Below are 22,975 nucleotides of genomic sequence, written 5' to 3'. Positions count from 1 at the left end.
TGTCCTCCCCGAGCCCGCCCCGCCCGGGACGCACCGCAGGGCCGGACAGGACCCCCCGGCCCATCCGACCCCGCTGCGTTCCCCCGCAAGAGGAGGTCCGCTGCTTCCCCCCGAAGCAGCAGTCCCCGGATCCCCCCGCTGCCTTCAGGCCACCAGCTCGCCGAAGGACTCCTCCTCGTCACGGCCGAAGCTCAGCACCTCGTCCTGGCGCAGCCGCCGCAGCGACCGCCAGATGCTCGACTTCACCGTGCCGACACTGATGTCGAGGATCGACGCGATCTCGGGGTCCGTGCGCCCTTCGTAGTACCGCAGGACCAGCATCGTGCGCTGGAGTTCCGGCAGCCGCGCCAGCGCCTGCCAGAGCACGGCGCGCAGTTCCGTACCGCGCATCGCGTCCGTGTCGCCCACCGTCTCCGGCAGTTCCTCGGTCGGGTATTCGTTCAACTTGCGTCGGCGCCACGCGCTGATGTGCAGATTGGTCATGGTGCGGCGCAGGTACCCGCCGACCGCCGCCTTGTCACTGATCCGGTCCCACGCCCGGTACGTGGAGAAGAGGGCGCTCTGCAGCAGGTCCTCGGCCTCGAACCGGTCACCGGTCAGGTGGTAGGCGGTTGCGTACAGGGAGGCGCGGCGCTCCTGGACGTAGGCCGTGAACGCCGCTTCGGCGTCCGAGCCCTCCGTCCGGGACGTCCGCTCCCCCGTGACCTCCCCGTACGCGGCTCCCCCGCCGCCTGCCCCAGGTGCGTCGACCACCGTCATACAGGCCGTGTGCTGACGCCCGGCGCCACGAACGCACCCCCGGCCGCCCCCGAGCTCTCGGTTCCGCTCGAGCAGGGAGGCACCCCCTGCGGTGCCGGACTTCTCGGTGCCCCTGCCGACGTCGTGGAGACGCGTGACAACTGCGCTTGTGGTCGTGCTGTGCAGTGCGTTCATCCCGCGCCCCCCATCGGTGGAGTCCGTCCGTTCCTTGTGCCAATGAGCTTGCCCGGGCTGTTTCATGGCGCTGTCCGCCGACTGTCACAGACCTGTCACAGGTCCTCCCACCGGTGCGCCGGACGTATGAGAGCGCTTCAAGTGTCGAACTGAAGCTCCACCATGGGCCAGAATGACATCCGTGCCTTTCCTGTTGCTGATCGAGGACGACGACGCCATCCGCACGGCCCTCGAACTCTCGCTGTCGCGCCAGGGCCACCGCGTGGCCACCGCGGCGACGGGAGAGGACGGCCTGAAACTGCTGCGCGAGCAGCGGCCGGACCTGATCGTGCTGGATGTGATGCTGCCCGGTATCGACGGTTTCGAGGTGTGCCGGCGCATCCGGCGCACCGACCAGCTGCCGATCATTCTGCTGACCGCGCGCAGCGACGACATCGACGTCGTGGTCGGACTGGAGTCCGGCGCCGACGACTATGTGGTGAAACCCGTGCAGGGCCGGGTGCTCGACGCCCGGATCCGTGCGGTGCTGCGCCGCGGTGAGCGCGAGTCCACGGACTCGGCGACGTTCGGGAGCGTCGTCATCGACCGTTCCGCGATGACCGTGACGAAGAACGGGGAGGACCTGCAGCTCACGCCGACCGAGTTGCGGCTCCTGCTCGAACTGAGCCGTCGCCCCGGACAGGCCCTGTCGCGCCAGCAGTTGCTGCGGCTGGTCTGGGAGCACGACTATCTCGGTGACTCCCGGCTGGTCGACGCCTGTGTGCAGCGGCTGCGTGCCAAGGTGGAGGACGTGCCGTCCTCGCCGACCCTGATCCGTACCGTACGCGGCGTGGGCTACCGGCTGGACTCGCCTCAGTGAGTGCTGTCGCCGAACGCAGCCTGCTCGCCGGACTTCGCTGGACCAGTCTGCGGCTGCGGCTCGTCATCGTGTTCGCACTGGTGGCGCTGACCGCCGCGGTGTCGGCCTCGGGAATCGCGTACTGGCTCAACCGCGAGGCGGTCCTGACGCGGACGCAGGATGCGGCGCTCGGGGACTTCCGGCAGGAGATGCAGAACCGGGCGGCTTCGCTGCCGCTGCGCCCGACCAAGGACGACCTGCAGAACACCGCGGTGCAGATGGCGAGCAGCAGCCCCGGCTACAGCGTGCTGCTCGTCGACACGCGTGACAGCGGCAAGCCGATCGTGGGCAACTCCGATCTGGACTCGTTCACGCTCGACAACGTGCCGCTCTCGCTGCAGCGGCAGGTCAACCGGAAGCAGCCGGTGGAGGCGGGCAACAAGCACGCGTACCACCTGTTCTGGCAGCGGACCTCGATCCGCGGTACGCCGTACCTGGTGGCCGGCACGGAGATCATCGGTGGTGGTCCGACCGGCTACATGCTGAAGTCGCTCGACCAGGAACGGCAGGACCTCAACTCCCTCGCGTGGTCGCTGGGGATCGCCACGGCTCTCGCCCTGGTCGGCTCCGCGCTGCTGGCGCAGGCCGCCGCGACGACGGTGCTGCGGCCGGTGCAGCGGCTCGGTGACGCGGCGCGCAAGCTGGGCGAGGGGAAACTCGACACCCGCCTCGTGGTGTCCGGCACCGATGAACTCGCCGATCTCTCCCGCACGTTCAACAAGGCCGCGAGTTCGCTGGAGAAGAAGGTCGCGGACATGAGCGCGCGGGAGGAGTCCAGCCGCCGGTTCGTCGCCGACATGTCGCACGAACTGCGGACCCCGCTCACCGCGATCACCGCGGTCGCGGAGGTGCTGGAGGACGAGGCCGACAGCCTCGACCCGATGATCGCGCCCGCCGTGCACCTGGTGGTCAGCGAGACCCGGCGGCTCAACGACCTGGTGGAGAACCTGATGGAGGTCACCCGCTTCGACGCGGGTACCGCCCGGCTCGTCCTCGACACGGTCGATGTCGCCGACCAGGTCACCGCCTGCATCGACGCCCGCGCCTGGCTGGACGCGGTGGATCTGGACGCCGAACGCGGCATGATGGTCCGCCTCGATCCGCGCCGGCTCGATGTGATCCTGGCCAATCTGATCGGCAACGCGCTGAAGCACGGCGGTTCGCCGGTACGGGTCGCGGTACGGACCGAGGGCGACGAACTCGTCATCCAGGTACGCGACCACGGGCCGGGCATTCCCGAGGACGTCCTGCCGCACGTCTTCGACCGTTTCTACAAGGCCAGTGCCTCCCGGCCGCGTTCGGAGGGCAGCGGGCTGGGTCTTTCGATCGCCATGGAGAACGCGCACATCCACGGCGGTGACATCACTGCGGCGAACTCGCCGGACGGTGACGGCGCGGTGTTCGTCCTGCGGCTGCCGCGCGATGCCGAACGGCTCACCCGCACCGTGCAGGATCACGACGCGGAGGTCCAGGACGAGGAGGGAGACGCGACGTGACGCGCAGCAACCGTGGCAGGTGCCGGGCGCGCCGCTCGGCCGGGGCGCTGGCCGGCGCCGTCGTCTGTGCCGTGCTGGCCGCCGGGTGCGGGATCAGGACCACCTCGGTGCCGGTCGACGCCGGCGCCGCGCCGTCGCGGGTGCCGTGTTCGATGTCCGCGGAGGACGTCGGCACACAGGCGCTGAAAGGCATCCCGGTCCAGATATATCTGGTCTGCGCCTCGCAGCTGGTCACGGTGGACCGCGCGGTGCAGGTCCACGACGCGAAGTCGGACCGGATCCAGGTGGCGCAGGCGTTCCTCGACGAGCTGCAGCGGGAACCGGCCATCGACGAGCGCCAGGCCGGCTTCTCCACGACCGTGCCGACGACGCTCCGGATCAGTGAGGCGCGCCCGGGCGATCCGGCGACGGCCCTGCGGCTCAGCGAGCAGCCGGAGGACCTGCCGTCGCAGGCGCTGGCGCAGATCGTGTGCACCTACGCGGAGAGCGAGTCGCTCGCCCCGGACGGCACGGTGCTGCTCGGCGGACCGGGAAACTACCCGCCGCGCGGCTATCTGTGCACTTCGGAGACGAAGGCCCGGCCGAAGTCCGTGCCGACGCTCGCCGCGCTCAAGCTGCCCTGACGGCCTCCCCCGCCCGGGTTTCCTGGGGCGGGGGCGGAACCGATCCCGCCGGCAGGGGCGTCTTGGGGGGCGTGGGTCAAGGTTCGGACGGCCAGGCCGTCATCCGCTTCCGCGCGGCCGGAGGGTTCCTCCTCCTCGCGCATCTGCTGCTGGTCGGGTGGCTGACTCTGCGCCCGCTGGACGTCCCGTGGGTGACAGCCGCGAATCTTCAACCGCTCGCCGGCATCAAGGCGGACCTGTCCCTCGGCCCGGCCGAGGCAGCGCACCGGATCGGTGAGGGACTGTTGTTGCTGGCGCCGCTGGGAGTGCTGCTGCCGATGGCCGGGGGCCGGCTCTACGTCTCCCCGTGGGCCTCGCTGGCGCGTACCGTCGCCGCCGGGTCGCTGATCTCGCTGACCATCGAGCTGGCGCAGACCGGGGTGCCGGGGCAGGTCGTCGATGTCGACTCGCTGCTGCTGAACACGGTCGGGGTGGCGTTGGCCCACCTGCTGGTGGTGCCGGTGTTCCGGAAGCGGCTGCGCCGCCGGAAGCAGGAGCAACTGGTGCGGGGGGCGATTCCCCGCCAGAGGGAGGAAGGCTCTCAGGGGTCGACCCCGACGATTTCCAGGGTCGGTATCGCACCGTAGAGCGACGCTTTGCCCCCGTTCGCGGAGCCACCATGGAGACATCGGGAGCACAACGGAGCTGCTCCCCCGCAGACGGTTCACGAAGGAGCCCACCATGGCCGCACTTGCCCGCCCCCGCGACGGACGCATGATCGGCGGAGTGTGCGCAGCGCTGGCACGGCGCTTCGGCACGTCCGCCGGGACCATGCGCGTGATCTTCCTGGTCTCCTGCCTGCTGCCCGGCCCGCAGTTCCTGCTCTACCTGGCGCTGTGGCTGCTGCTGCCGGCCGAGAAGTCGTCGGCGGCGACGGACTGGTAGGGGGCGTCCGGCGGATCCTGGCCGGACATCCCCTGATCCCTGGACGCGCACGTGGGGCGGACACCCGGTCAGGGTGTCCGCCCCACGTGCGTGGGTGCGGGGGTCAGCCGCCGAGCGGGAGACCGTTGGTCGACAGACCGTTGGCCTTCACACCGCCTGCGGGCAGTCCGCCGAGCAGGCCCCCCAATGGCGAGGCGGCGTCGTGGACGACCTTCGTCTGACCGCTGCCGAGGAGCTTGGTGGCCGTGTCCTGGACCGGCAGGCTCTGGGTGGCGGTCCCCAGCGCGGAGCCCGCGGCGGGCAGCGCGGACGCGGCGCCGACGGGCAGCGCGGAAGCGGAAGCGGTACCGGCGGCGGCAGCAGCGAAAGCGGCGCCGAGAGCGGCGACACCGAGAGTCCTGGCAGCAGACTGCTTCATGTGGAATTCATCCTTGGGGAAGGGGATGTGAGCGGCTCCGCAAACTAGTCAGCCCAGGACCGGTCCCGCAAATATGCCGGATAGGCCGAACGGCCGGGATTTGATCGTCCCGGCCGTTCGGAGCAGACCGCGAATCAGCCCGCGGGGGACGAAGAGCCGCTGGTCGCAGCGGTCTGCTCGAAAAGCCACTCGGACTTCAGCTCGGCATATCCGGGCTTGATCACGTCATTGATCATCGCGAGACGTTCATCGAAAGGAATGAACGCTGATTTCATCGCATTGACGGTGAACCACTGCATGTCGTCGAGCGTGTACCCGAAGGTCTCGGTCAGCCGCTCGAATTCCTGGCTCATGCTCGTACCGCTCATCAGCCGGTTGTCCGTATTCACGGTGAGGCGGAAATGGAGCTTCCGCAGCAGCCCGATGGGGTGGTCGGCGTACGAGGCGGCGGCGCCGGTCTGAAGGTTGGAGGTCGGGCACATCTCCAGCGGGATGCGCTTGTCCCGTACGTACGAGGCGAGGCGGCCGAGCGTCACGCTGCCGTCCTCGGCGACCTCGATGTCGTCGATGATGCGGACGCCGTGGCCGAGGCGGTCGGCGCCGCACCACTGGAGCGCCTGCCAGATCGACGGCAGACCGAAGGCCTCGCCCGCGTGGATGGTGAAGTGGTTGTTCTCGCGCTTGAGGTACTCGAAGGCGTCGAGGTGGCGGGTGGGCGGGAAGCCCGCCTCGGCGCCCGCGATGTCGAAGCCGACGACGCCCTGGTCGCGGTAGCGGTTGGCGAGTTCGGCGATCTCCAGGGCGCGGGCGGCGTGCCGCATCGCGGTGAGCAGGGCGCCCACCCTGATCCGGTTGCCGTCTCGACGGGCCCGGCGCTCGCCCTCGCGGAAGCCCTCGTTGACCGCCTCGACAACCTCTTCGAGGGTCAGCCCGGATTCCAGGTGCTGCTCGGGGGCGTACCGCACCTCCGCGTACACGACACCGTCCGCGGCCAGGTCCTCGGCGCACTCGGCGGCCACCCGGAACAGGCCCTCCCGGGTCTGCATGACGGCACAGGTGTGGGCGAACGTCTCCAGGTAGCGCTCCAGCGAGCCGGAGTCGGCCGCCTCACGGAACCAGATGCCGAGCTTGTCCGGCTCGGTCTCGGGAAGGGCTTCGTAGCCCGCGTCACGGGCCAGGTCGACAATCGTGCCGGGGCGCAGACCGCCGTCGAGGTGGTCATGGAGCAGCACCTTGGGGGCGCGTCGGATCTGGTCGGTGCCGGGCACATGGAGGGTCGGGCTCATCATCTGGGCACTCTAACGCCTACGCGCGTAGAGCGCTGCGCGCCGATGCGTAACAGTGACCGCGAATAGGGGTGGCGTACACCTCTTCTTCTGACACTGTTCCGTCATGGGACAGCGCGCACTTCCCCTGCCTGCTCCGAGGCTGGGACGGGCCGTGAAGACGGCCGGAGCACAACCTGCGGTCAGCGGCGTGGTTCTGCTGCTCCCGGACGGCGAGGCCGACTCGCACCGCCGCCCTTCCCCTCTGTCGTACGCGCTCCAGCTGCCGCTCGCCCGCACCCTGGCCCGCGCGGGCCAGGACGACGGGCTGGCCGCGCATGTCGTGCACTACCGCTGCCGGGGCTGGAACGCCACGGACGCGCAGCTCGCGGCGGACGCGGAGTGGGCGGTGGAGGAGGTCGTACGACGCTACGGCGACATCCCCGTCTGTCTGGCCGGCCACGGCATGGGCGGCCGGGCGGCGCTGCGCGCGGGTGGCCATGCGGCGGTCAACTCCGTTCTGGCGATGGCGCCTTGGCTTCCCGGGGACCCGTCGGGGGAGCCGGAGCCGGTGAAACATCTGCTGGGCCGCCAGGTGTTGCTCGTCCACGGCACGAACGACACGCGGTCCGACCCGGAGTTGTCGTTCCGGCTGGCCCAGCGCGCCAAGAAGGCCAACCGGGACACCTGCCGCTTCGAGGTCCACTCGGACGGCCACGCCCTGCGCCAGCACCGCGCCGAAGTGGTGGCACTGGCCGTGGACTTCGTCCGAGGATCACTGTTCGGCCGGGCCTACGCCCGCCCGGTCGCCGATGCCCTGGCGGCGCCCCCGCCCCTGGGGCTGCGGATGCCGCTGGCGGCGGGGTTCGGGCGGTCACTGGGGCGGTAGGCCAACCATCACTCTCCACCGGAACAGCCGCAAAGATCACAGTCTCGGTCCATCCCTCGTCAACCACCCCCGCTTCCACCGCACACAGCGGCAGATCGAACACGTCACCGGTTTCACCTTCACCACCTCGTCCACCGACTCGAACAAGAAGGCCGGCTTCTACGACAAGAACGCACTCATCTGAGGGCTGCCGAGGGCTGCTGAGGGCTACTCACTCCGGCAGCAGACGCCCCCGGCGTGACAGCAGGAACTGCTTGAACGCCGCCACCGGGGGTGTGTCCGGGTGGCCGTCCAGCCAGGCCACGCCGATCTCGCGGGCCGCGCGGGGGGCCGTGACCGTCAGTTCGACCACGCCCGGGCGGGCCACCGCCGGGGGCGGCAGCAGGGCGACGCCCAGGCCCGCCGCAACCAGGCCGCGCAGGGTCTCCGCCTCCTCGCCCTCGAAGGCGACACGTGGCTTGAAGCCCGCCTCCGCGCACAGGTCGTCGGTGATCCGCCGCAGGCCGTAGCCGGGTTCGAGGGTGACGAACGCCTCGTCCGCCGCCTCCACCAGGCGGATCCGCCTGCGGGAGGCGAGGCGGTGGTCCTCCGGGACGACCAAACGCAGCCGCTGCTCGTCGAGGCGGCGGGCGACCAGGTCGGGGGCGTCTGGGACGGGAGAGGTGAGGCAGAGGTCGAGGCCGCCGGCCCGGAGGCGTTCGATCATCGCCTCGCCGTAGTTCTGTACGAGCTGGAAGCGGACCCGGGGGTGGTCGGCGCGGAAGGCGCGGAGCAGGGCGGGAACGGTCTCGGAGCCCATGGTGTGCAGGAAGCCGAAGGCGACCTTGCCCGCCGTCGGGTCGGCGTCCGCGCGTACCGAGTCCGCGGCCCGCTCCACCTCGGTGAGGGCCCGCTCGGCGGAGCCCAGGAAGGTGCGACCCGCGGGGGTGAGCGAGACGGTACGGCCCTTGCGGGCGAACAGGGCGACGCCCAGGTCCTGTTCCAGCCTGACCATGGCCCGCGACAGCGTGGACTGCGGGACACCGAGCTCGTGCGCGGCGCGCGTCACATGCTCGTGGCGGGCCACTGCCTCGAAGTACGCGAGCCGCGGCGCGAGCACTGCCCGAATGTCTTCTTCGTAACTACTCGGTGACAGCCGAGGCTGTGAGCTGCGTTCATGCGCCATGGGATTGATTATCGCAAGTTCGTGCATTGGACGCATGAATCAGAGAGACCTACTTTCGAGGTATGCCTCCTGCCAGTACCAAGGCGTCCACGCTCACGCTGGACGCCTCAGCCCCGTCCTCGCCCGTCGCGCCCGTTTCCTCCCCTGACCAGCTGGAGCCGGGCCGGCCCGGCTACCGCCGGATGAGCTTCGCGCTCTTCGCCGCCGGTGTCGCGACGTTCGCACTCCTCTACTCCACGCAGGCGCTGCTGCCCGCCGTCTCCGCCGGATTCGGCGCCACGGCCGGACAGGCCAGCTGGACGGTCTCGGCGGCGACGGGTGCGCTGGCGCTGTGTGTGCTGCCGATGAGCGCGCTCTCCGAGCGGTTCGGGCGACGGCAGATGATGACCGCGTCGCTGACGGTCGCGGTACTGGTCGGGCTTCTCGTCCCCTTCGCCCCCTCGCTGGGCTGGCTGATCGCCCTGCGCGCCGTCCAGGGCGCGGCCCTCGCCGGACTTCCCGCCTCCGCGATGGCGTACCTCGCCGAGGAGGTGCGGCCGAGGGCGCTGGTCGCCGCGATCGGACTGTTCGTGGCGGGCAACAGCATCGGCGGCATGAGCGGCCGCATCCTCACCGGCTGGATCGCCCAGCTGTGGGGCTGGCGGGCGGCGCTCGGCGCGGTCGGGCTGCTGGCCGTGGCCTGCGCGGTCGTCTTCCACTTCATGATCCCGAGGGCCCGTCACTTCACGCCCGGCACGCTGAACCCGAAAGCCCTGGCCAAGACAGTGGGCGGGCACCTCACCGACCCGCTGCTGCGCAGGCTGTACGCGATCGGCGCACTGTTCATGACGGTGTTCGGCGCGGTCTACACGGTGATCGGCTACCGGCTGGTCGGGGAGCCGTTCAACCTCCCGCAGGGCGTCATCGGCTCGATCTTCCTGGTCTACCTCGTCGGTACGGTGTCGTCGGCCGCGGCGGGCAGGCTCGTCGCCCGGCTCGGCCGCCGGGGCGCCCTCTACCTGGCCGTCTCCACCACGACCGCCGGTCTGCTGCTCTCCCTCGCCGACCAGCTGACCGCCGTACTTCTCGGTCTGGTCCTGATCACGGCGGGCTTCTTCGCCGGGCACGCGGTCGCCTCGTCGTCCGTGAGCCGGACCGCGACGACCGGCCGGGCGCAGGCATCGGCGCTCTACCAGTCCGCGTACTACCTGGGCTCCAGCGCGGGCGGCACGCTCGGCGCGATCGCCTTCCACTCCGGTGGCTGGGCCGGCACGGTGACGCTGGGGCTGCTCGCGGTCCTCGGCGTCGTCTCGATCACGCTGTACGGGTCGCGGGTCGCCCGCGCCGAGCGGCGACGCCTCGTCCCGATGGCTTCCATACAGAACTGAGACATACACCCGCACAACCGCCGACTCCCCTTCGCGCGTCTATCAGGCGTAATCAACGCAACTCGGCGCGAAGGGAAGTCGGCGTACATGGCAGTCGTAGGGAAAATAAGGGGAGTCCGGACGCGGCGTGCGGTCGCGCTGTCCGTCGCCGGGCTGATGGCGGCGCCGGCGCTCGTCCTGGGCGGTGGCACGGCGGCGCAGGCGGCATCCTCCTGCACCACATCCACCGGGCCGTACCAGAAGCAGGTCGAGAACTATCTGAACCGGCCGGTCGACGGGAAGCAGTCGGCCGCCGACTGCAAGGCGATCCAGTCCTTCCAGCGCACCTACGGGGTCACCCCTGACATCGGGTACGCGGGACCGGTCACCTGGCAGACGATGAAGACGCTCACGGCCCAGAAGGCGGCCGGCAAGAACCCCAACAAGGACAAGAAGTGCCCCACGAACAAGGGGCGCATCGCGTGTGTGGACCTGACCCGGCAACTGAGCTGGATCCAGGACGGATCGAAGCTGAAGTTCGGTCCGGTGCCGATCCGCAGCGGGCGGAACGGGTACGAGACGCGCACCGGTTCGAAGAAGATCTACATGCGGCACATCAAGCACTGGTCGTCGGTCTACCACGTGTGGATGCCGTACTCCCAGTTCTTCGACGGCGGGCAGGCGTTCCACTCGGTGAATCTGAAGATGTGGAACCCGCCCGGCTCGCACGGCTGCGTCAACATGCGGGACGCGGACGCGAGGACGTACTGGAACCTGCTGAAGAACGGCGACGACGTGTACGTGTACGGGCGCAAGCCCGGAACGTGACCGGAATCGGGGACGTGGCCGGAGAGCGGGCGGCTTCGGCGCTTCCCGCCCTCCGTTGTCAGTGGCCTGCGGTAGCTTCCCAAGTGCCGAAGTGAGCGGCGTCACGGCACAACAGGGGTGGAACGATGAGTGATCTGACGGCACCAGCGGATATCGACAGCCGTCTGGAGGGACACCGGGTCGAGCTCACCGGTTACTGCTACCGCATGCTCGGCTCCGCCTTCGAGGCGGAGGACGCGGTACAGGACACGCTGGTGCGCGCCTGGCGGAACTTCGACACGTTCGAGGGCCGTTCCTCGCTGCGTTCCTGGCTGTACCGGATCGCCACCAACGTCTGCCTGGACATGCTGAACGCGGGCAAGAAGCGGGCCCGCCCGGTCGACCTGACGGACCCGACACCGCTCGCCCAGGCCGCGCTCAACCCGCTCCCGGAGAACACCTGGCTGGAGCCGATGCCGGACGGGCGGATCCTGCCGTCGGTGGCCGACCCGGCGGAGGCCGCGGTGGCGCGGGAGTCGGTGCGGCTGGCGTTCGTCGCCGCACTGCAGCATCTGCCACCCAGACAGCGTGCCGTGCTGATCCTGCGCGAGGTGCTGGCGTGGAAGGCGAGCGAGGTCGCCGAACTGCTCGACACGTCGGTCGCCTCGGTCAACAGCGCCTTGCAGCGGGCGCGGGCCACGCTCACGGACCATCGGAGCGCGGCCACCGACACCGCTGATCCGCTCGACGAGAAGCAGCGGAGGCTCCTTGAGCGGTACGTCGCGGCGTTCGAGGGCTACGACATGGCGGCGCTGACCGCGCTGCTCCGCGAGGACGCCGTGATGACCATGCCGCCGTTCGACCTCTGGCTCCAGGGGCACGACGACATCACGGGCTTCATGAGCTCCCTCGGTGCGGGCTGCGCGGGTTCCCGCCTGGTGGCGACCATAGCCAACGGCACCCCGGCGTTCGCGCACTACAAGCCGGATCCGGACGGTCCGGGATTCGTGCCGTGGGCGGTGCAGGTCATCGATATCTCGGACGGTGCGATCACCGGCCTGCACTGCTTCCTCGACGCGCCCCGCTGGTTCCCGCTCTTCGGCCTGCCCGACCACCTCGAGGCCGAGGCGGCGTGACGCGGCGGCTGCGGCTGCGGCACGCGCTGGTGGCGGGCTGGGTGGTGCTGGCGCTCGGCGGCTGGGGGGTGACGCAGTGGCTGGGTGAGCCCGTCGCCACCGAAGGGCCCGGCCGCGCCACTCCCCCCGCCTCCGGCGCCGAACCGGGACCGCAGCCGGAGCACTGGTATGACGGCTCCTGCGCAGGCGACGCGAATGCGCCGCCGGCACCGCACCCCCCGGCCTCGGCGGCCCCGCTGGTGGCCGTGGTCTGCGCGCGGGCCGGCTGACGCCGGGGAGCGGGGCCGGGCACCTCAGCCCCGCTCCCCCAGGTCCACCACATCGGCCAGCCCCACCAGGTCCAGCAGATGCTGCAGTCCGGGCGGCACTCTGCGCAGCCGCAACTGTCGGCCGCCCGCCCGGCGCGCGATGAGCCCCAGCCGCGCTATCGCCTCGACCAGGGCCAGATCCGCCTGTACGACCCCGCCCACATCGCAGTCCACCTCCGCGTCCGGGTCACGGACGGCCCCCTCGGGGTCGTGGAGCAGTGCCTCCAGCTCGGCGCAGAGTCCCGGCACGGTCGCGCGGGTGACGCGGCCGGTGACGACGAGAACGATCGGGGTCTTGGATTCCACATCAGGGAGACCGGTCCGGCGGCCGAAACTCATCGCTGCGCCGCCGCGCTCTTCCTCTCCGGCGCCGACCTGCTGTCCGCCACATCCACACGTCCGGTCCAACGGCCTCCCCACCCACCGCGGATCGATGAATTTCCGTCAACTACGTTCAGCAGCAGCACGCGTGTGAACCACTGAGGTCAATTTCCCCTCTAGGTACGTGAACCGGCGAGCACCGGTGCCACATCGGCGCGTGCGGACCAATGGTTCCGAGAGATCACCTCATTCTCCAGGGGGAAAGTTGCGCAGACACGTGAGAAACGCGTGTGTTTCGACCATCGCCACGGCAGCCGCCGTGGCGCTCGCGGCCGGGATGACCACACCGGCCATGGCGCAGCCGGAGCAGGCCCGTCCGGCCACCGGAACCAAGTCCGTGACCCGGCATCAGCTGACGCTGATCACCGGCGACCGGGTCTCGGTGGACGCGAAGGGCCGGGTCGTGGACTTCCGTCCCGCCAAGGGGCGCGAGCAGATACCCGTGCAACGGGAAATACATGGCGGGCACACCCTGCTCATACCGGCCGACGCCCACCGGCTGATCAGTTCCGGCAAGCTGGACCGCCGGCTGTTCGACGTCACCGAGCTGAACCGTCCGGAGAACCGCCGGGCCCAGCGCACCGGCCTGAAGCTGATCGTCGGCTACAAGGGTGCGCAGGCCGCCGCCGCGAAGGCGGACGTCCGGGACGCGGGCGCCACCCGGGTCGTCCGGACCCTGAAGTCGCTGAACGCCCAGTCGGTGACCACTCCGAAAAGCGACGCCAAGGACATCTGGCAGGCGCTCACCAGCAAGACCTCCCAGGGCGCCCAGCGCACCACCGCGGCCGGCATCGACCGGGTCTGGCTGGACGGGGTGCGCCGGGCGAGCCTCGACAAGAGCGTGCCGCAGATCGGTGCGCCGACCGCCTGGAAGGCCGGTTACACCGGCAAGGGCGTCAAGATCGCCGTCCTGGACACCGGTGCGGACGCCACCCACCCGGACCTCAAGGGGCAGATCCTCGAGTCGAAGAACTTCTCCGAGTCGCCCGACACCAAGGACCGGTTCGGGCACGGTACTCATGTGTCCTCGATCGCGGCCGGTACGGGCGCCAAGTCGGGCGGCAGGTTCAAGGGGGTCGCACCGGACGCCAAGCTGCTCGAGGGCAAGGTCCTCGACGACAACGGCTTCGGTGGGGACTCCGGCATCCTGGCCGGCATGGAGTGGGCGGTCGCGCAGGGCGCCGACATCATCAACCTGAGTCTCGGCGGCCCCGACAGCCCCGACATCGACCCGCTCGAAGCAGCGGTCAACAAGCTGTCGGCCGACAAGGGCGTCCTGTTCGCCATCTCGGCGGGCAACGAGGGCGACGGCGCAGGCACGGTCGGCTCCCCGGGCAGTGCGGACGCCGCACTGACCGTCGGCGCTGTCGACGACAACAACAAGCTGGCGGACTTCTCCAGCCGCGGACCGCGCGTCGGCGACGGCGGCATCAAGCCCGATGTCACCGCACCCGGTGTGGACATCACGGCGGCCGCCTCACCCGGTTCCGTGATCGACCAGGAGGTCGGCCAGAACCCGCCCGGCTATCTGACGATCTCCGGCACGTCGATGGCGGCCCCGCATGCCGCGGGCGCCGCGGCGCTGCTCAAGCAGGAGCACCCGGGGTGGAGAAACACCGAGCTGAAGGGCGCGCTGACGGCCTCCACCAAGCCGGGCGCGTACACGCCGTTCGAGCAGGGCACGGGCAGGATCGCCGTCGACAGGGCGATCGCCCAGACCGTCATCGCCGACCCGGTCTCGGTCGGCTTCGGGGTGCAGCAGTGGCCGCACACCGATGACGCGCCGGTCACCAAGCAGGTGACGTACCGCAACCTCGGGACGACCGATGTCACCCTCGACCTCGCGTTGACCGCCACCGGCCCGAAGGGCAAGCCGGCTCCGGCCGGCTTCTTCACCCTCGGCGCCGAGCACGTCACCGTCCCGGCGGGCGGCACGGCCGAGGTACCGCTCACCGTGAACACGAAGCTCGGCGGCACGGCGGACGGCGCCTACTCCGCCTATGTCGTCGCCACCGGCGGCGGCCAGAGCGTCCGCACCGCGGCCGCGGTCGAGCGGGAGATCGAGTCGTACGACCTCACGATCAAGAACATCGGGCGTGACGGCAAGCCCTCCACGTACTACGACAACAGCCTCTGCGGCCTCTCCGGCTCCGCGGCCGGCGTCTGGCTGAACCCGGCGAGCCCCGACGGGACGGCAAAGGTCCGTGTCCCCAAGGGCGGTTACTTGCTGAACTCGGCCGTCTACGTCGACCCGAACGACTTCGCCAAGGGCACCGACTGGATCACCCAGCCGAAGCTGGACGTCACCAAGAACCTCACCGTGACGCTCGACGCCCGGAAGACGAAGCCGGTGACGTTCACGCTTCCCGCCACCGGCACGAAGTCCCTGCTGGCCGCCCCCGACCTCCAGTTCGACACCAGGGACTTCGGCCTCAGCTTCGGCTGGTTGCTGAACTCGTACAAGGGCTTCCGTACCGCGCACGTCGGCCCGAAGGTCACCGACGGCTCGCTCTCCCAGCACTGGCTGGGCACCTGGGCCAAGGGATCCTCGACCCGCTACGACGTGGCGGTCGGCGGTCCGGTGACGCAGGCGGCGACCGGCTACACCCGGAAGTTCACCAGCAGTCAGCTGGCGAAGGTCACGATCGGTCTCGGCGCGTCCGGCATGGGCAAGACCGGATCGATCACCGCCTGGGGCACGCTGCCCGGCGTGGACGGGGGCTGGGCCACGTCGACGGGGCAGCCGGCCCCCGGGACCCAGACCGTCTATGTCTCCACCGCCGACAAGGTGCAGTGGAACTTCGACTTCGAACAGCGGGGCAAGCGGGACCGCTTCCCGGACGCCGAGGCGAGTTACTCGCTCGGTGACCCGCAGACCCTCAAGGCGGGCAAGACGTACCGGAAGCGGGTGAACACCGCGGTGTTCGGCCCCGCGCTCACCGAGGGGTACGGGTTCTTCCGCAAGGGCAACGAGATCCTCGGCGTCCTGCCGCTCGTGGCCGACGGCAACGGGAACTTCGGCAGGTCCGCGTACAGCTCGGTGAAGACCGTCCTGTACCGCAACGGCGCCAAGTTCGCCCAGAACAAGGACCCGCTGGAGGGCGATGTCCCCTTCACCGTGCCGTCCGGCGTCGCCGACTACAAGGTGACGACCTCGGTGCAGCGCAACGTGAGGATCTCCGCCGTCTCCACCCGGATCGACGCGAGCTGGACGTTCCGGTCGAAGAAGACCAGCGAGTTCGTCCAACTTCCCGCCTCCACGGTGCGGTTCACGCCCCCTGTCACGCTGGACAGCAAGGTCACGGCCGGCCGGACCGCGTCGGTGCCGGTGAAGGTGCAGGGTGCGGCCGCCGGCAAGAACCTCAAGTCGCTGACGGTGTATGTCAGTTACAACGCCGGTAAGACCTGGAAGAAGGTCACGGTCAAGTCCGGCAAGATCTCCGTGAAGAACCCGGCCAAGGGGAAGTCGATCTCCTTCAAGGCCAAGGCCACGGACAAGCAGGGCAACACGTCGTCGGTGTCGATCTACAACGCCTACTTCGGCAAGTAGGCACCCCGACGGCGACGCATGACGGCGGCCCGCCAGGACGGATCACTCCGTCCCGGCGGGCCGTTCGCGCACCGACGGGACCGGTGCGGCATCGCTTCTCAGCCGGCCGGGAAGACCTCGGTGTCCAGTACCAGCGCGAACGGCTCGGGAAGCGTCAGCTTCCCCCCGTACTCGACCGCGTCCAGGACCCGGTAGGTGCCGTCGGCGGGTTCCCCGTACAAGGTGGCGGTGGGGCGGCCGGAGTGCCAGGGGTCCAGGAGCAGGAAGAGTTCGACACCGGCCTTCGCGTACCCGTGTGCCTTGCCGATGCGGTCGTGGTTGGCGTTGGCCTGCGAGGTGATCTCGACGACGAGCCGGGCCTCTTTCGCCGGTACGCGGTTGCCCGGCCCGGTCGCCACGGCACGCGGCACGACGACGAGATCGGGGACGTAGAGCCCGGCCCGGCCCGGCACGGCGACACCGAGGGTCTGATAGATCCCCCAGTCCTCCGGAATCACGGTGTAGAGCCTGCGCTGCAGCAGTTCCGCGGTGGTGTTGTGGTCCTTGGACGGCGGTGGCGACACGGTGACGATCCCCTCGATGATCTCCACCTTGCAGCCCTCGGGTGCGTCCGTCTCCTCCCAGATCCGGACGAGGTCGTCCCAGTCCTGGCCGTGGCCCGGCGCGGGGTCGACGGTGAGTGCGCTCATGGCGGTCTCCTCTATCGGTGCGTCACCGAGTCCAGCATGCCGAACGGGACCGGCGGCAGTCCACCGGTCCCGTTCACCCGGACGGGTAAGCCGCAGGTCAGGCGATACGTTCCCGCACCACGGGGGTGGCCGTGAAGTCCGTACCGGCCGGGGCGATGTCGTACGCGGAGGGCAGGGCCTTGAGTGCGTAGTCGAACTTCTCCGGGGTGTCCGTGTGGAGCGTCAGCAGCGGCTGCCCCTCGGTCACCGGGTCGCCCGGCTTGGCGTGCAGCTCGATGCCCGCACCCGCCTGCACCGGGTCCTCCTTGCGGGCCCGGCCGGCGCCGAGGCGCCAGGCGGCGACGCCGATGTCGTACGCGTCCAGGCGGGTCAGTACGCCGGAGGACGGCGCCGTGACCACGTGCTGTTCGCGGGCGACCGGGAGCGCGGCGTCCGGGTCGCCGCCCTGGGCGGAGATCATCCGGCGCCAGACGTCCATCGCGGAGCCGTCGGCCAGGGCCTTCTCCGGGTCGGCGTCCTTGAGCCCGGCCGCGTCCAGCATCTCGCGGGCCAGGGCAAGGGTGAGGTCGATGACGTCCTTCGGGCCGCCGCCGGCCAGGACCTCGACCGACTCGCGCACCTCCAGGGCGTTGCCCGCGGTCAGGCCGAGCGGGGTGGCCATGTCGGTGAGGAGCGCGACCGTCCGTACGCCGCTGTCGCTGCCCAGCGCGACCATGGTGGAGGCCAGTTCGCGCGCGTCCTCGATGGTCTTCATGAAGGCGCCGGAGCCGACCTTGACGTCCAGGACGAGCGCCCCGGTGCCCTCGGCGATCTTCTTGGACATGATCGAGCTGGCGATCAGCGGGATGGCCTCGACGGTGCCGGTGACATCGCGGAGCGCGTACAGCTTCTTGTCGGCGGGGGCCAGCCCGTCACCGGCGGCGCAGATCACGGCGCCGGTGGTGTCCAGGACGTTCAGCATCTCGGCGTTCGAGAGGTGGGCGCGCCAGCCGGGGATGGACTCCAGCTTGTCGAGCGTGCCCCCGGTGTGGCCGAGACCGCGGCCGCTGAGCTGCGGCACGGCGGCGCCGCAGGCGGCGACCAGCGGGGCGAGCGGCAGGGTGATCTTGTCACCGACGCCGCCGGTGGAGTGCTTGTCGGTGGTGGGGCGGGAGAGCGCGTCGAAGTTCATCCGCTCGCCGGAGGCGATCATGGCGGCGGTCCAGCGGGCGATCTCCGTACGGTTCATGCCGTTCAGCAGGATCGCCATGGCCAGCGCGGACATCTGCTCGTCGGCGACCTCGCCTCGGGTGTATGCGTCGATGACCCAGTCGATCTGCTCGGGGCTCAGCTCGCCGCGGTCCCGCTTGGTGCGGATGACGGAGATGGCGTCCATGTCCTGGGTGTCCTTCCGGCCGGTACGTGCGCAAGAGTCCCGAATGACTCTACGCGCATAGAGGGTGGAAACGGGTGTGGCCCTCCCGAAGTTTCAGGAGGGCCACGGGAGTTCTGGGCCTGTTCTTTCGGATCAGGCCGGGCTCGCGGGTACTGGCGCGCACCCTGATCCGGCCTGATCCGAAAGCAAAGTTCTACCTGAGATGGTCCGGCCCGAACGCCTGCGGCAGCATCTCGTCGAGCGTACGGAGACCGTCCGGGGTCTCCAGGACGAGCTCCGGTCCGCCGAACTCGTACAGCAGCTGACGGCACCTGCCGCAGGGGACCAGGATCTCGCCCGCCCCGTCCACACAGGTGAAGTGGGTCAGCCGGCCGCCGCCGGTGGCGTTCAGCTGCGAGACCAGGCCGCACTCGGCGCACAGGCCGAGTCCGTACGAGGCGTTCTCGACGTTGCAGCCGACCACCGTGCGGCCGTCGTCGACGCGTGCCGCGACGCCGACCGGGTAGCCCGAGTAGGGGGCGTACGCCCGGGACATGGCGTCCCGGGCAGCAGCGCGCAGAGCGTCCCAGTCGACGTCGCCGGCCGCGGTCACTTGCCCTGGCCCTTCCGGTACCGCATGCCGTCCGCCTTCGGCATCCGCAGCCGCTGCGCGGAGAGCGAGAGGACGAGCAGCGTGACGATGTACGGGGTGGCGCTCACGAACTCGGTGGGCACCGTGTCCGTGGCGAGGTACCAGACCAGTACGGCGGCGGCGATGACGGCGCTGACCGCACCCTGGACGAAGCTCTTGCGGTAGAGCTTCCAGACGGCGAGCAAGGCCAGCACGACCACCAGCAGGAGCAGCAGCGCGTGGACGGACTCGCCGCCGTTGCGCAGCTGGAGCGCGTCGGCGAAGCCGAACAGGCCCGCGCCCATGGCGAGTCCGCCGGGCCGCCAGTTGCCGAAGATCATCGCGGCGAGACCGATGTATCCGCGGCCGCCGGTCTGGCCCTCGTTGTAGATGTGCGAGGTGACCAGGGAGAGGAAGGCGCCGCCGAGTCCGGCCATGCCACCGGAGATGATCACCGCGATGTACTTGTAGCGGTAGACGTTCACGCCGAGCGACTCGGCGGCGATCGGGTTCTCGCCGCACGAACGCAGCCGCAGCCCGAACGAGGTCTTCCACAGGACGAAGAAGGTCACGGCGAAGAGGACCGCGGCCAGAACCGTCAGCAGCGACACATTGGTGACCAGACCGCCGAGGACACCGGCCACGTCGGAGACGAAGAACCAGTGGTGCTTCTCGATCGAGTGCAGCCAGTCGGACAGGCCGGGGATCGTCACCGAGGTGATGTCGTCGGACGGTGGCGACTGCTTGGGGCTGCCGCCCTTGGCCGCCGCCTCGCCCGTGTTGAACCAGAGCTTGGCGAAGTAGGTGGTGAACCCGAGCGCCAGGATGTTGATGGCGATACCGGAGATGATGTGGTCGACGCCGAACGTGACGGTCGCGACGGCGTGCAGCAGCCCGCCGAGCGCGCCGCCGATGACACCGGCCAGCACGCCGAGCCAGGGGTTGGTCTGCCAGCCGGCCCAGGCACCGAAGAACGTACCGAGGATCATCATGCCTTCGAGGCCGATGTTGACCACACCGGCCCGCTCGGCCCACAGGCCGCCGAGACCGGCGAGCCCGATCGGCACGGCCATCGCGAGCGCCGCGCTGATCTGCCCGGCCGAGGTGACGTCCTGGGCGCCGGTGATGGCGCGTACCGCGGACAGCGCGAGCAACGCGCCCGCGACGATCAGCAGAACGACGGGGAAGGAGAGGCGGGTGAGGCCGCCCTTGCCACCGGAGACCTTGGTGGCCGCGGGCGGCGGGGTGGAAGTCGCCGTGGCGGTCACGCCGACACCTCCTGCTGGTCGGAGTTACGGGCGGCCTGTGCGGCGAGTTCCGCGCCGACCTTGCTCTGCTGGCGCTTGAGTCCGTAGCGACGGACGACTTCGTAGGCGATGACGACGCACAGGACGATGACGCCCTGGATGACGCCGACGATCTCCTTGTCGTACCCCTCGAACTCGAGCTTTCCGGTTCCGCGCTCCAGGAAGCCCCAGAGCAGCGCGCCGAGCGCGATGCCGATGGGGTGGTTGCGGCCGAGGAGGGCGATGGCGATACCGGTGAAGCCGATGCCGATGGGGAAGTCGCCACTGTACTCGTAGCTGTCGTTGAGCAGCGTCGGCATGCCGACCAGGCCGGCCACCGCGCCGGATATCAGCATCGACGTGACGACCATCTTCTTGACGTTGACGCCGCTGGCCTCGGCCGCGGAGCCGGACTGGCCGACCGTACGCAGATCGAAGCCGAATCGGGTGCGCGAGAGCGTGAACCAGTAGGCGATGCCCGCGACGACCGCGACCACGATGAAGCCCCAGACGGGCGACGGGGTGGTCGGGAACTCGAAGAAGTGCGAGGACTCCGGGAGCGGGGTGGTGGAGATCTTCGTGCCGGCCTCGTCGAGGTGACCGAGGCGGCCCTGCTGGAGCAGATAGCCGATGATGGCGGTCGCGATGGCGTTCAGCATGATCGTCGAGACGACCTCGCTGACGCCCCGGGTGACCTTGAGGACGCCGGCTATACCGGCCCACATCGCGCCGACGATCATCGCGGTGAGGATGATCAGCGGGATCTGGAGGGCGCCCGGCAGGGTCAGCGCGCCACCGACGGCGGCGGCGAAGAAGGCGGCGAGGCGGTACTGGCCGTCGACGCCGATGTTGAAGAGGTTCATCCGGAAGCCGACGGCCACCGCGAGACCCGCGAGGTAGTACGTCGTCGCCTTGTTGAGGATGTAGACCTGGCTGTCCGACTTCACCCCGTAGTCGAACATGATGCCGAACGCGCTGAACGGTTCCTTGCCGGTGGCGGCCAGCACGAGGGCGGTCACCAGGAAGGCGACCACGATCGCGAGTACGGGGGCCGCGATCCCCAGGAGCAGCCGCTCCTTGTCGAACTTCTTCATCGGTCCTCTCCCCCGTCCCGGGGGTCGGTGTCGGCGGCGTCCGGACCGGACTCCGCATCCGTCCCGGGCTCGGCGGGCGCTTCGAGACGGCCGGAGGCCGCTCCCGTCATCGCCGAGCCGAGCTCCTCCGGGGTGATGGTCGCCGGATCGGCGTCCGCGACCAGGCGGCCGCGGTACATGACGCGCAGGGTGTCGGAGAGCCCGATCAGCTCGTCCAGGTCGGCGGAGATCAGCAGCACCGCCAGGCCCTCGCGGCGCGCGTCGCGGATCTGGTCCCAGATCTGCGCCTGCGCGCCGACGTCCACGCCCCGGGTGGGGTGCGCGGCGATCAGCAGCTTCGGCGCGTGGCTCATCTCGCGGCCGACGATCAGCTTCTGCTGGTTGCCGCCGGAGAGCGAGGCGGCGGTGACCTCGATGCCGGGGGTACGGACGTCGTACTCGCGCACGATCCGCTCGGTGTCCGCGCGGGCGGCCTTGAGGTCGAGGAACGCGCCCTTGCTGTTGGGGCGCTCGGTGACATGGCCGAGGATGCGGTTCTCCCAGAGCGGGGCCTCCAGCAGCAGTCCGTGCCGGTGGCGGTCCTCGGGGATGACGGCCATGCCGTCCTCGCGGCGCTTGCGGGTCGGCGTCCGGGAGATGTCGGCGCCGTCCAGGGTCAGTACGCCGGTGTCGAGGTGGCGCATGCCCATGATCGCGTCGACCAGTTCGGACTGGCCGTTGCCCTCGACGCCCGCGATGCCGAGGACCTCACCCTTGTGGATGGTGAAGGTGATGCCGTCGAGCACCGCACGCACCACCCCGTCCGGGTCGGTGGCGGTCAGCCGCAGGTCGTCGACGGTGAGCATCGGCGTGTCGGTGACGGTCGACTCGCGGGTCTCCGGCGACGGCAGCTCGCTGCCGACCATCAGCTCAGCGAGCTGCTTGGGCGTGGTGGTCGCCGGGTCGGCGGTGCCCACCGTCGTACCGCGCCGGATGACGGTGATCTCGTCGGCGACCGACAGCACCTCGCCCAGCTTGTGCGAGATGAAGATGACGGTCAGGCCCTCGGCCTTGAGCTCACGAAGGTTGTCGAAGAGTGCGTCGACCTCCTGCGGCACGAGGACGGCGGTCGGCTCGTCGAGGATCAGGGTGCGGGCGCCGCGGTAGAGGACCTTGAGGATCTCCACGCGCTGGCGGTCGGCGACGCCGAGGTCCTCGACCATGGCGTCCGGGCGGACACCGAGGCCGTACGCGTCCGAGATCTCCTTGATCTTTGCGCGGGCCCGGTCGCCGATCCCGTACAGCTTCTCGGAGCCGAGGACGACGTTCTCCAGGACGGTGAGGTAGTCGGCGAGCATGAAGTGCTGGTGCACCATGCCGATGCCGCGCGCGATGGCGTCACCCGGGTTGTGGAACGAGACCTGCTCGCCGTCCACCGCGATGGTGCCCTCGTCCGGCTTCTGCATGCCGTAAAGGATCTTCATCAGAGTGGACTTGCCGGCACCGTTCTCGCCGACGAGAGCGTGGACGGTGCCGCGACGCACGGTGATGTCGATGTCGTGGTTGGCCACGACCCCGGGGAACCGCTTGGTGATGCCGCGGAGCTCCACGGCATGGGGACTGCTGGACGCGTTGATGGCGCACTCTCCTTGGCAGGAGCGGAGGGCGGAGGGCGGAGGCGGTGGGGTGGGAGGCGGTGGGAGCGGAAAAAGGTACCGCGCCCGGCACGCGCTACGCGCGTAGTGCCACCGAATCGTTGGCCACCTGACAGCAGGTGACCGGCAGTGCGCGTACGGCTACATT

At 70.0% G+C, this 22,975-nt stretch carries 22 protein-coding genes; 11 read left to right on the top strand and 11 right to left on the bottom strand.

What is annotated here, in order from left to right:
• Positions 1 to 144 precede the first annotated feature (144 nt).
• A complete protein-coding gene (locus AB0915_RS12975; RefSeq protein WP_366691120.1) occupies positions 145 to 933 on the bottom strand; it encodes a SigE family RNA polymerase sigma factor in 789 nt (262 codons plus the stop codon).
• Between the two features lie 181 nt (positions 934 to 1,114).
• On the opposite strand from AB0915_RS12975, the gene afsQ1 reads away from it, so the two are divergent.
• From afsQ1 to AB0915_RS12950, 5 genes are all read left to right on the top strand, one after another.
• Positions 1,115 to 1,792 carry a two-component system response regulator AfsQ1 gene (gene afsQ1 / locus AB0915_RS12970; protein WP_208857454.1) on the top strand — a complete coding sequence of 226 codons (678 nt, stop codon included), beginning with the start codon at positions 1,115 to 1,117 and terminating at the stop codon, positions 1,790 to 1,792.
• Positions 1,789 to 3,327: a HAMP domain-containing sensor histidine kinase gene (locus AB0915_RS12965; RefSeq protein ID WP_366691119.1), complete on the top strand. Its 1,539-nt coding sequence runs from the start codon at positions 1,789 to 1,791 to the stop codon at positions 3,325 to 3,327. Before afsQ1 ends, AB0915_RS12965 begins: the two co-directional genes overlap by 4 nt.
• A complete protein-coding gene (locus tag AB0915_RS12960; protein WP_366691118.1) occupies positions 3,324 to 3,950 on the top strand; it encodes a hypothetical protein in 627 nt (208 codons plus the stop codon). The genes AB0915_RS12965 and AB0915_RS12960 overlap by 4 nt, the downstream gene beginning before the upstream one ends.
• A 71-nt stretch (positions 3,951 to 4,021) precedes the next feature.
• A complete protein-coding gene (locus AB0915_RS12955; protein ID WP_366691117.1) occupies positions 4,022 to 4,576 on the top strand; it encodes a VanZ family protein in 555 nt (184 codons plus the stop codon).
• Positions 4,577 to 4,670: 94 nt separating this feature from the next.
• On the top strand, positions 4,671 to 4,874 hold the full coding sequence (locus AB0915_RS12950; RefSeq protein ID WP_366691116.1) for a PspC domain-containing protein: 204 nt from the start codon (positions 4,671 to 4,673) through the stop codon (positions 4,872 to 4,874).
• 103 nt (positions 4,875 to 4,977) lie between these two features.
• Here AB0915_RS12950 and AB0915_RS12945 read toward each other — a convergent pair whose 3' ends face one another.
• Both AB0915_RS12945 and AB0915_RS12940 read right to left on the bottom strand, forming a co-directional pair.
• A complete protein-coding gene (locus AB0915_RS12945) occupies positions 4,978 to 5,292 on the bottom strand; it encodes a hypothetical protein (RefSeq protein WP_366691115.1) in 315 nt (104 codons plus the stop codon).
• Positions 5,293 to 5,426: 134 nt separating this feature from the next.
• Positions 5,427 to 6,581 (bottom strand): adenosine deaminase, encoded by a 1,155-nt coding sequence (locus AB0915_RS12940; protein WP_366691114.1) that lies wholly within the window; start codon positions 6,579 to 6,581, stop codon positions 5,427 to 5,429.
• A 187-nt stretch (positions 6,582 to 6,768) separates the two neighbouring features.
• On the opposite strand from AB0915_RS12940, the gene AB0915_RS12935 reads away from it, so the two are divergent.
• Complete coding sequence (locus tag AB0915_RS12935) at positions 6,769 to 7,446, top strand: alpha/beta hydrolase (protein WP_366691132.1); 678 nt, start codon at positions 6,769 to 6,771, stop codon at positions 7,444 to 7,446.
• A 211-nt stretch (positions 7,447 to 7,657) separates the two neighbouring features.
• On the opposite strand, the gene AB0915_RS12930 is transcribed toward AB0915_RS12935, so the two are convergent.
• Positions 7,658 to 8,611 (bottom strand): LysR family transcriptional regulator, encoded by a 954-nt coding sequence (locus AB0915_RS12930; RefSeq protein ID WP_366691113.1) that lies wholly within the window; start codon positions 8,609 to 8,611, stop codon positions 7,658 to 7,660.
• Positions 8,612 to 8,673: 62 nt separating this feature from the next.
• Here AB0915_RS12930 and AB0915_RS12925 point away from each other — a divergent pair, with 62 nt between their 5' ends.
• The 4 genes from AB0915_RS12925 to AB0915_RS12910 all read left to right on the top strand — a co-directional run bounded on the left by AB0915_RS12925 (position 8,674) and on the right by AB0915_RS12910 (position 12,169).
• A complete protein-coding gene (locus AB0915_RS12925; RefSeq protein ID WP_366691112.1) occupies positions 8,674 to 9,978 on the top strand; it encodes an MFS transporter in 1,305 nt (434 codons plus the stop codon).
• A gap of 87 nt (positions 9,979 to 10,065) precedes the next feature.
• On the top strand, positions 10,066 to 10,785 hold the full coding sequence (locus AB0915_RS12920; protein ID WP_366691111.1) for a L,D-transpeptidase: 720 nt from the start codon (positions 10,066 to 10,068) through the stop codon (positions 10,783 to 10,785).
• 125 nt (positions 10,786 to 10,910) lie between these two features.
• Positions 10,911 to 11,900 carry a sigma-70 family RNA polymerase sigma factor gene (locus tag AB0915_RS12915; RefSeq protein WP_366691110.1) on the top strand — a complete coding sequence of 330 codons (990 nt, stop codon included), beginning with the start codon at positions 10,911 to 10,913 and terminating at the stop codon, positions 11,898 to 11,900.
• Complete coding sequence (locus tag AB0915_RS12910) at positions 11,897 to 12,169, top strand: hypothetical protein (protein WP_366691109.1); 273 nt, start codon at positions 11,897 to 11,899, stop codon at positions 12,167 to 12,169. The genes AB0915_RS12915 and AB0915_RS12910 overlap by 4 nt, the downstream gene beginning before the upstream one ends.
• A gap of 24 nt (positions 12,170 to 12,193) precedes the next feature.
• On the opposite strand, the gene AB0915_RS12905 is transcribed toward AB0915_RS12910, so the two are convergent.
• A complete protein-coding gene (locus AB0915_RS12905; RefSeq protein ID WP_366691108.1) occupies positions 12,194 to 12,547 on the bottom strand; it encodes an STAS domain-containing protein in 354 nt (117 codons plus the stop codon).
• A 319-nt stretch (positions 12,548 to 12,866) separates the two neighbouring features.
• Between AB0915_RS12905 and AB0915_RS12900 the strand changes: the two genes are divergently transcribed.
• Positions 12,867 to 16,139 (top strand): S8 family serine peptidase, encoded by a 3,273-nt coding sequence (locus AB0915_RS12900; protein WP_366691131.1) that lies wholly within the window; start codon positions 12,867 to 12,869, stop codon positions 16,137 to 16,139.
• Between the two features lie 98 nt (positions 16,140 to 16,237).
• Here the strand turns inward: AB0915_RS12900 and AB0915_RS12895 are convergent, their stop codons facing one another.
• The 6 genes from AB0915_RS12895 to AB0915_RS12870 form a co-directional block, all read right to left on the bottom strand.
• Positions 16,238 to 16,828 carry a Uma2 family endonuclease gene (locus AB0915_RS12895; protein ID WP_366691107.1) on the bottom strand — a complete coding sequence of 197 codons (591 nt, stop codon included), beginning with the start codon at positions 16,826 to 16,828 and terminating at the stop codon, positions 16,238 to 16,240.
• Positions 16,829 to 16,925: 97 nt separating this feature from the next.
• Positions 16,926 to 18,203, bottom strand: coding sequence for a thymidine phosphorylase (locus AB0915_RS12890; protein ID WP_366691106.1), 1,278 nt, complete (start codon positions 18,201 to 18,203; stop codon positions 16,926 to 16,928).
• A 193-nt stretch (positions 18,204 to 18,396) separates the two neighbouring features.
• Positions 18,397 to 18,795, bottom strand: a complete 399-nt coding sequence (locus AB0915_RS12885; protein WP_366691105.1) for a cytidine deaminase — start codon at positions 18,793 to 18,795, stop codon at positions 18,397 to 18,399.
• A complete protein-coding gene (locus AB0915_RS12880; protein WP_366691104.1) occupies positions 18,792 to 20,081 on the bottom strand; it encodes an ABC transporter permease in 1,290 nt (429 codons plus the stop codon). Before AB0915_RS12880 ends, AB0915_RS12885 begins: the two co-directional genes overlap by 4 nt.
• On the bottom strand, positions 20,078 to 21,193 hold the full coding sequence (locus AB0915_RS12875; protein ID WP_366691103.1) for an ABC transporter permease: 1,116 nt from the start codon (positions 21,191 to 21,193) through the stop codon (positions 20,078 to 20,080). The genes AB0915_RS12880 and AB0915_RS12875 overlap by 4 nt, the downstream gene beginning before the upstream one ends.
• Entirely contained in the window at positions 21,190 to 22,782 is a 1,593-nt protein-coding gene (locus tag AB0915_RS12870; protein WP_366691102.1) for an ABC transporter ATP-binding protein, read from the bottom strand. The genes AB0915_RS12875 and AB0915_RS12870 overlap by 4 nt, the downstream gene beginning before the upstream one ends.
• Positions 22,783 to 22,975: the final 193 nt, after the last annotated feature.

It is taken from the genome of Streptomyces sp. NPDC048411, assembly GCF_040704695.1.
Taxonomy (GTDB): domain Bacteria; phylum Actinomycetota; class Actinomycetes; order Streptomycetales; family Streptomycetaceae; genus Streptomyces.
This window is presented reverse-complemented; position numbering and strand designations above follow the sequence as displayed.

Excerpts from the sequence above, each read along its gene's own strand:
- AB0915_RS12875 (WP_366691103.1), bottom strand. The coding sequence starts at position 21,193 with ATGAAGAAGTTCGACAAGGAGCGGCTGCTCCTGGGGATCGCGGCCCCC.
- AB0915_RS12915 (WP_366691110.1), top strand. The coding sequence starts at position 10,911 with ATGAGTGATCTGACGGCACCAGCGGATATCGACAGCCGTCTGGAGGGA.
- AB0915_RS12925 (WP_366691112.1), top strand. The coding sequence starts at position 8,674 with ATGCCTCCTGCCAGTACCAAGGCGTCCACGCTCACGCTGGACGCCTCA.
- AB0915_RS12905 (WP_366691108.1), bottom strand. The coding sequence starts at position 12,547 with ATGAGTTTCGGCCGCCGGACCGGTCTCCCTGATGTGGAATCCAAGACC.
- AB0915_RS12890 (WP_366691106.1), bottom strand. The coding sequence starts at position 18,203 with ATGGACGCCATCTCCGTCATCCGCACCAAGCGGGACCGCGGCGAGCTG.
- AB0915_RS12945 (WP_366691115.1), bottom strand. The coding sequence starts at position 5,292 with ATGAAGCAGTCTGCTGCCAGGACTCTCGGTGTCGCCGCTCTCGGCGCC.
- AB0915_RS12940 (WP_366691114.1), bottom strand. The coding sequence starts at position 6,581 with ATGATGAGCCCGACCCTCCATGTGCCCGGCACCGACCAGATCCGACGC.
- AB0915_RS12930 (WP_366691113.1), bottom strand. The coding sequence starts at position 8,611 with ATGGCGCATGAACGCAGCTCACAGCCTCGGCTGTCACCGAGTAGTTAC.
- AB0915_RS12975 (WP_366691120.1), bottom strand. The coding sequence starts at position 933 with ATGAACGCACTGCACAGCACGACCACAAGCGCAGTTGTCACGCGTCTC.
- AB0915_RS12900 (WP_366691131.1), top strand. The coding sequence starts at position 12,867 with ATGACCACACCGGCCATGGCGCAGCCGGAGCAGGCCCGTCCGGCCACC.
- AB0915_RS12920 (WP_366691111.1), top strand. The coding sequence starts at position 10,066 with ATGGCAGTCGTAGGGAAAATAAGGGGAGTCCGGACGCGGCGTGCGGTC.
- AB0915_RS12895 (WP_366691107.1), bottom strand. The coding sequence starts at position 16,828 with ATGAGCGCACTCACCGTCGACCCCGCGCCGGGCCACGGCCAGGACTGG.
- AB0915_RS12950 (WP_366691116.1), top strand. The coding sequence starts at position 4,671 with ATGGCCGCACTTGCCCGCCCCCGCGACGGACGCATGATCGGCGGAGTG.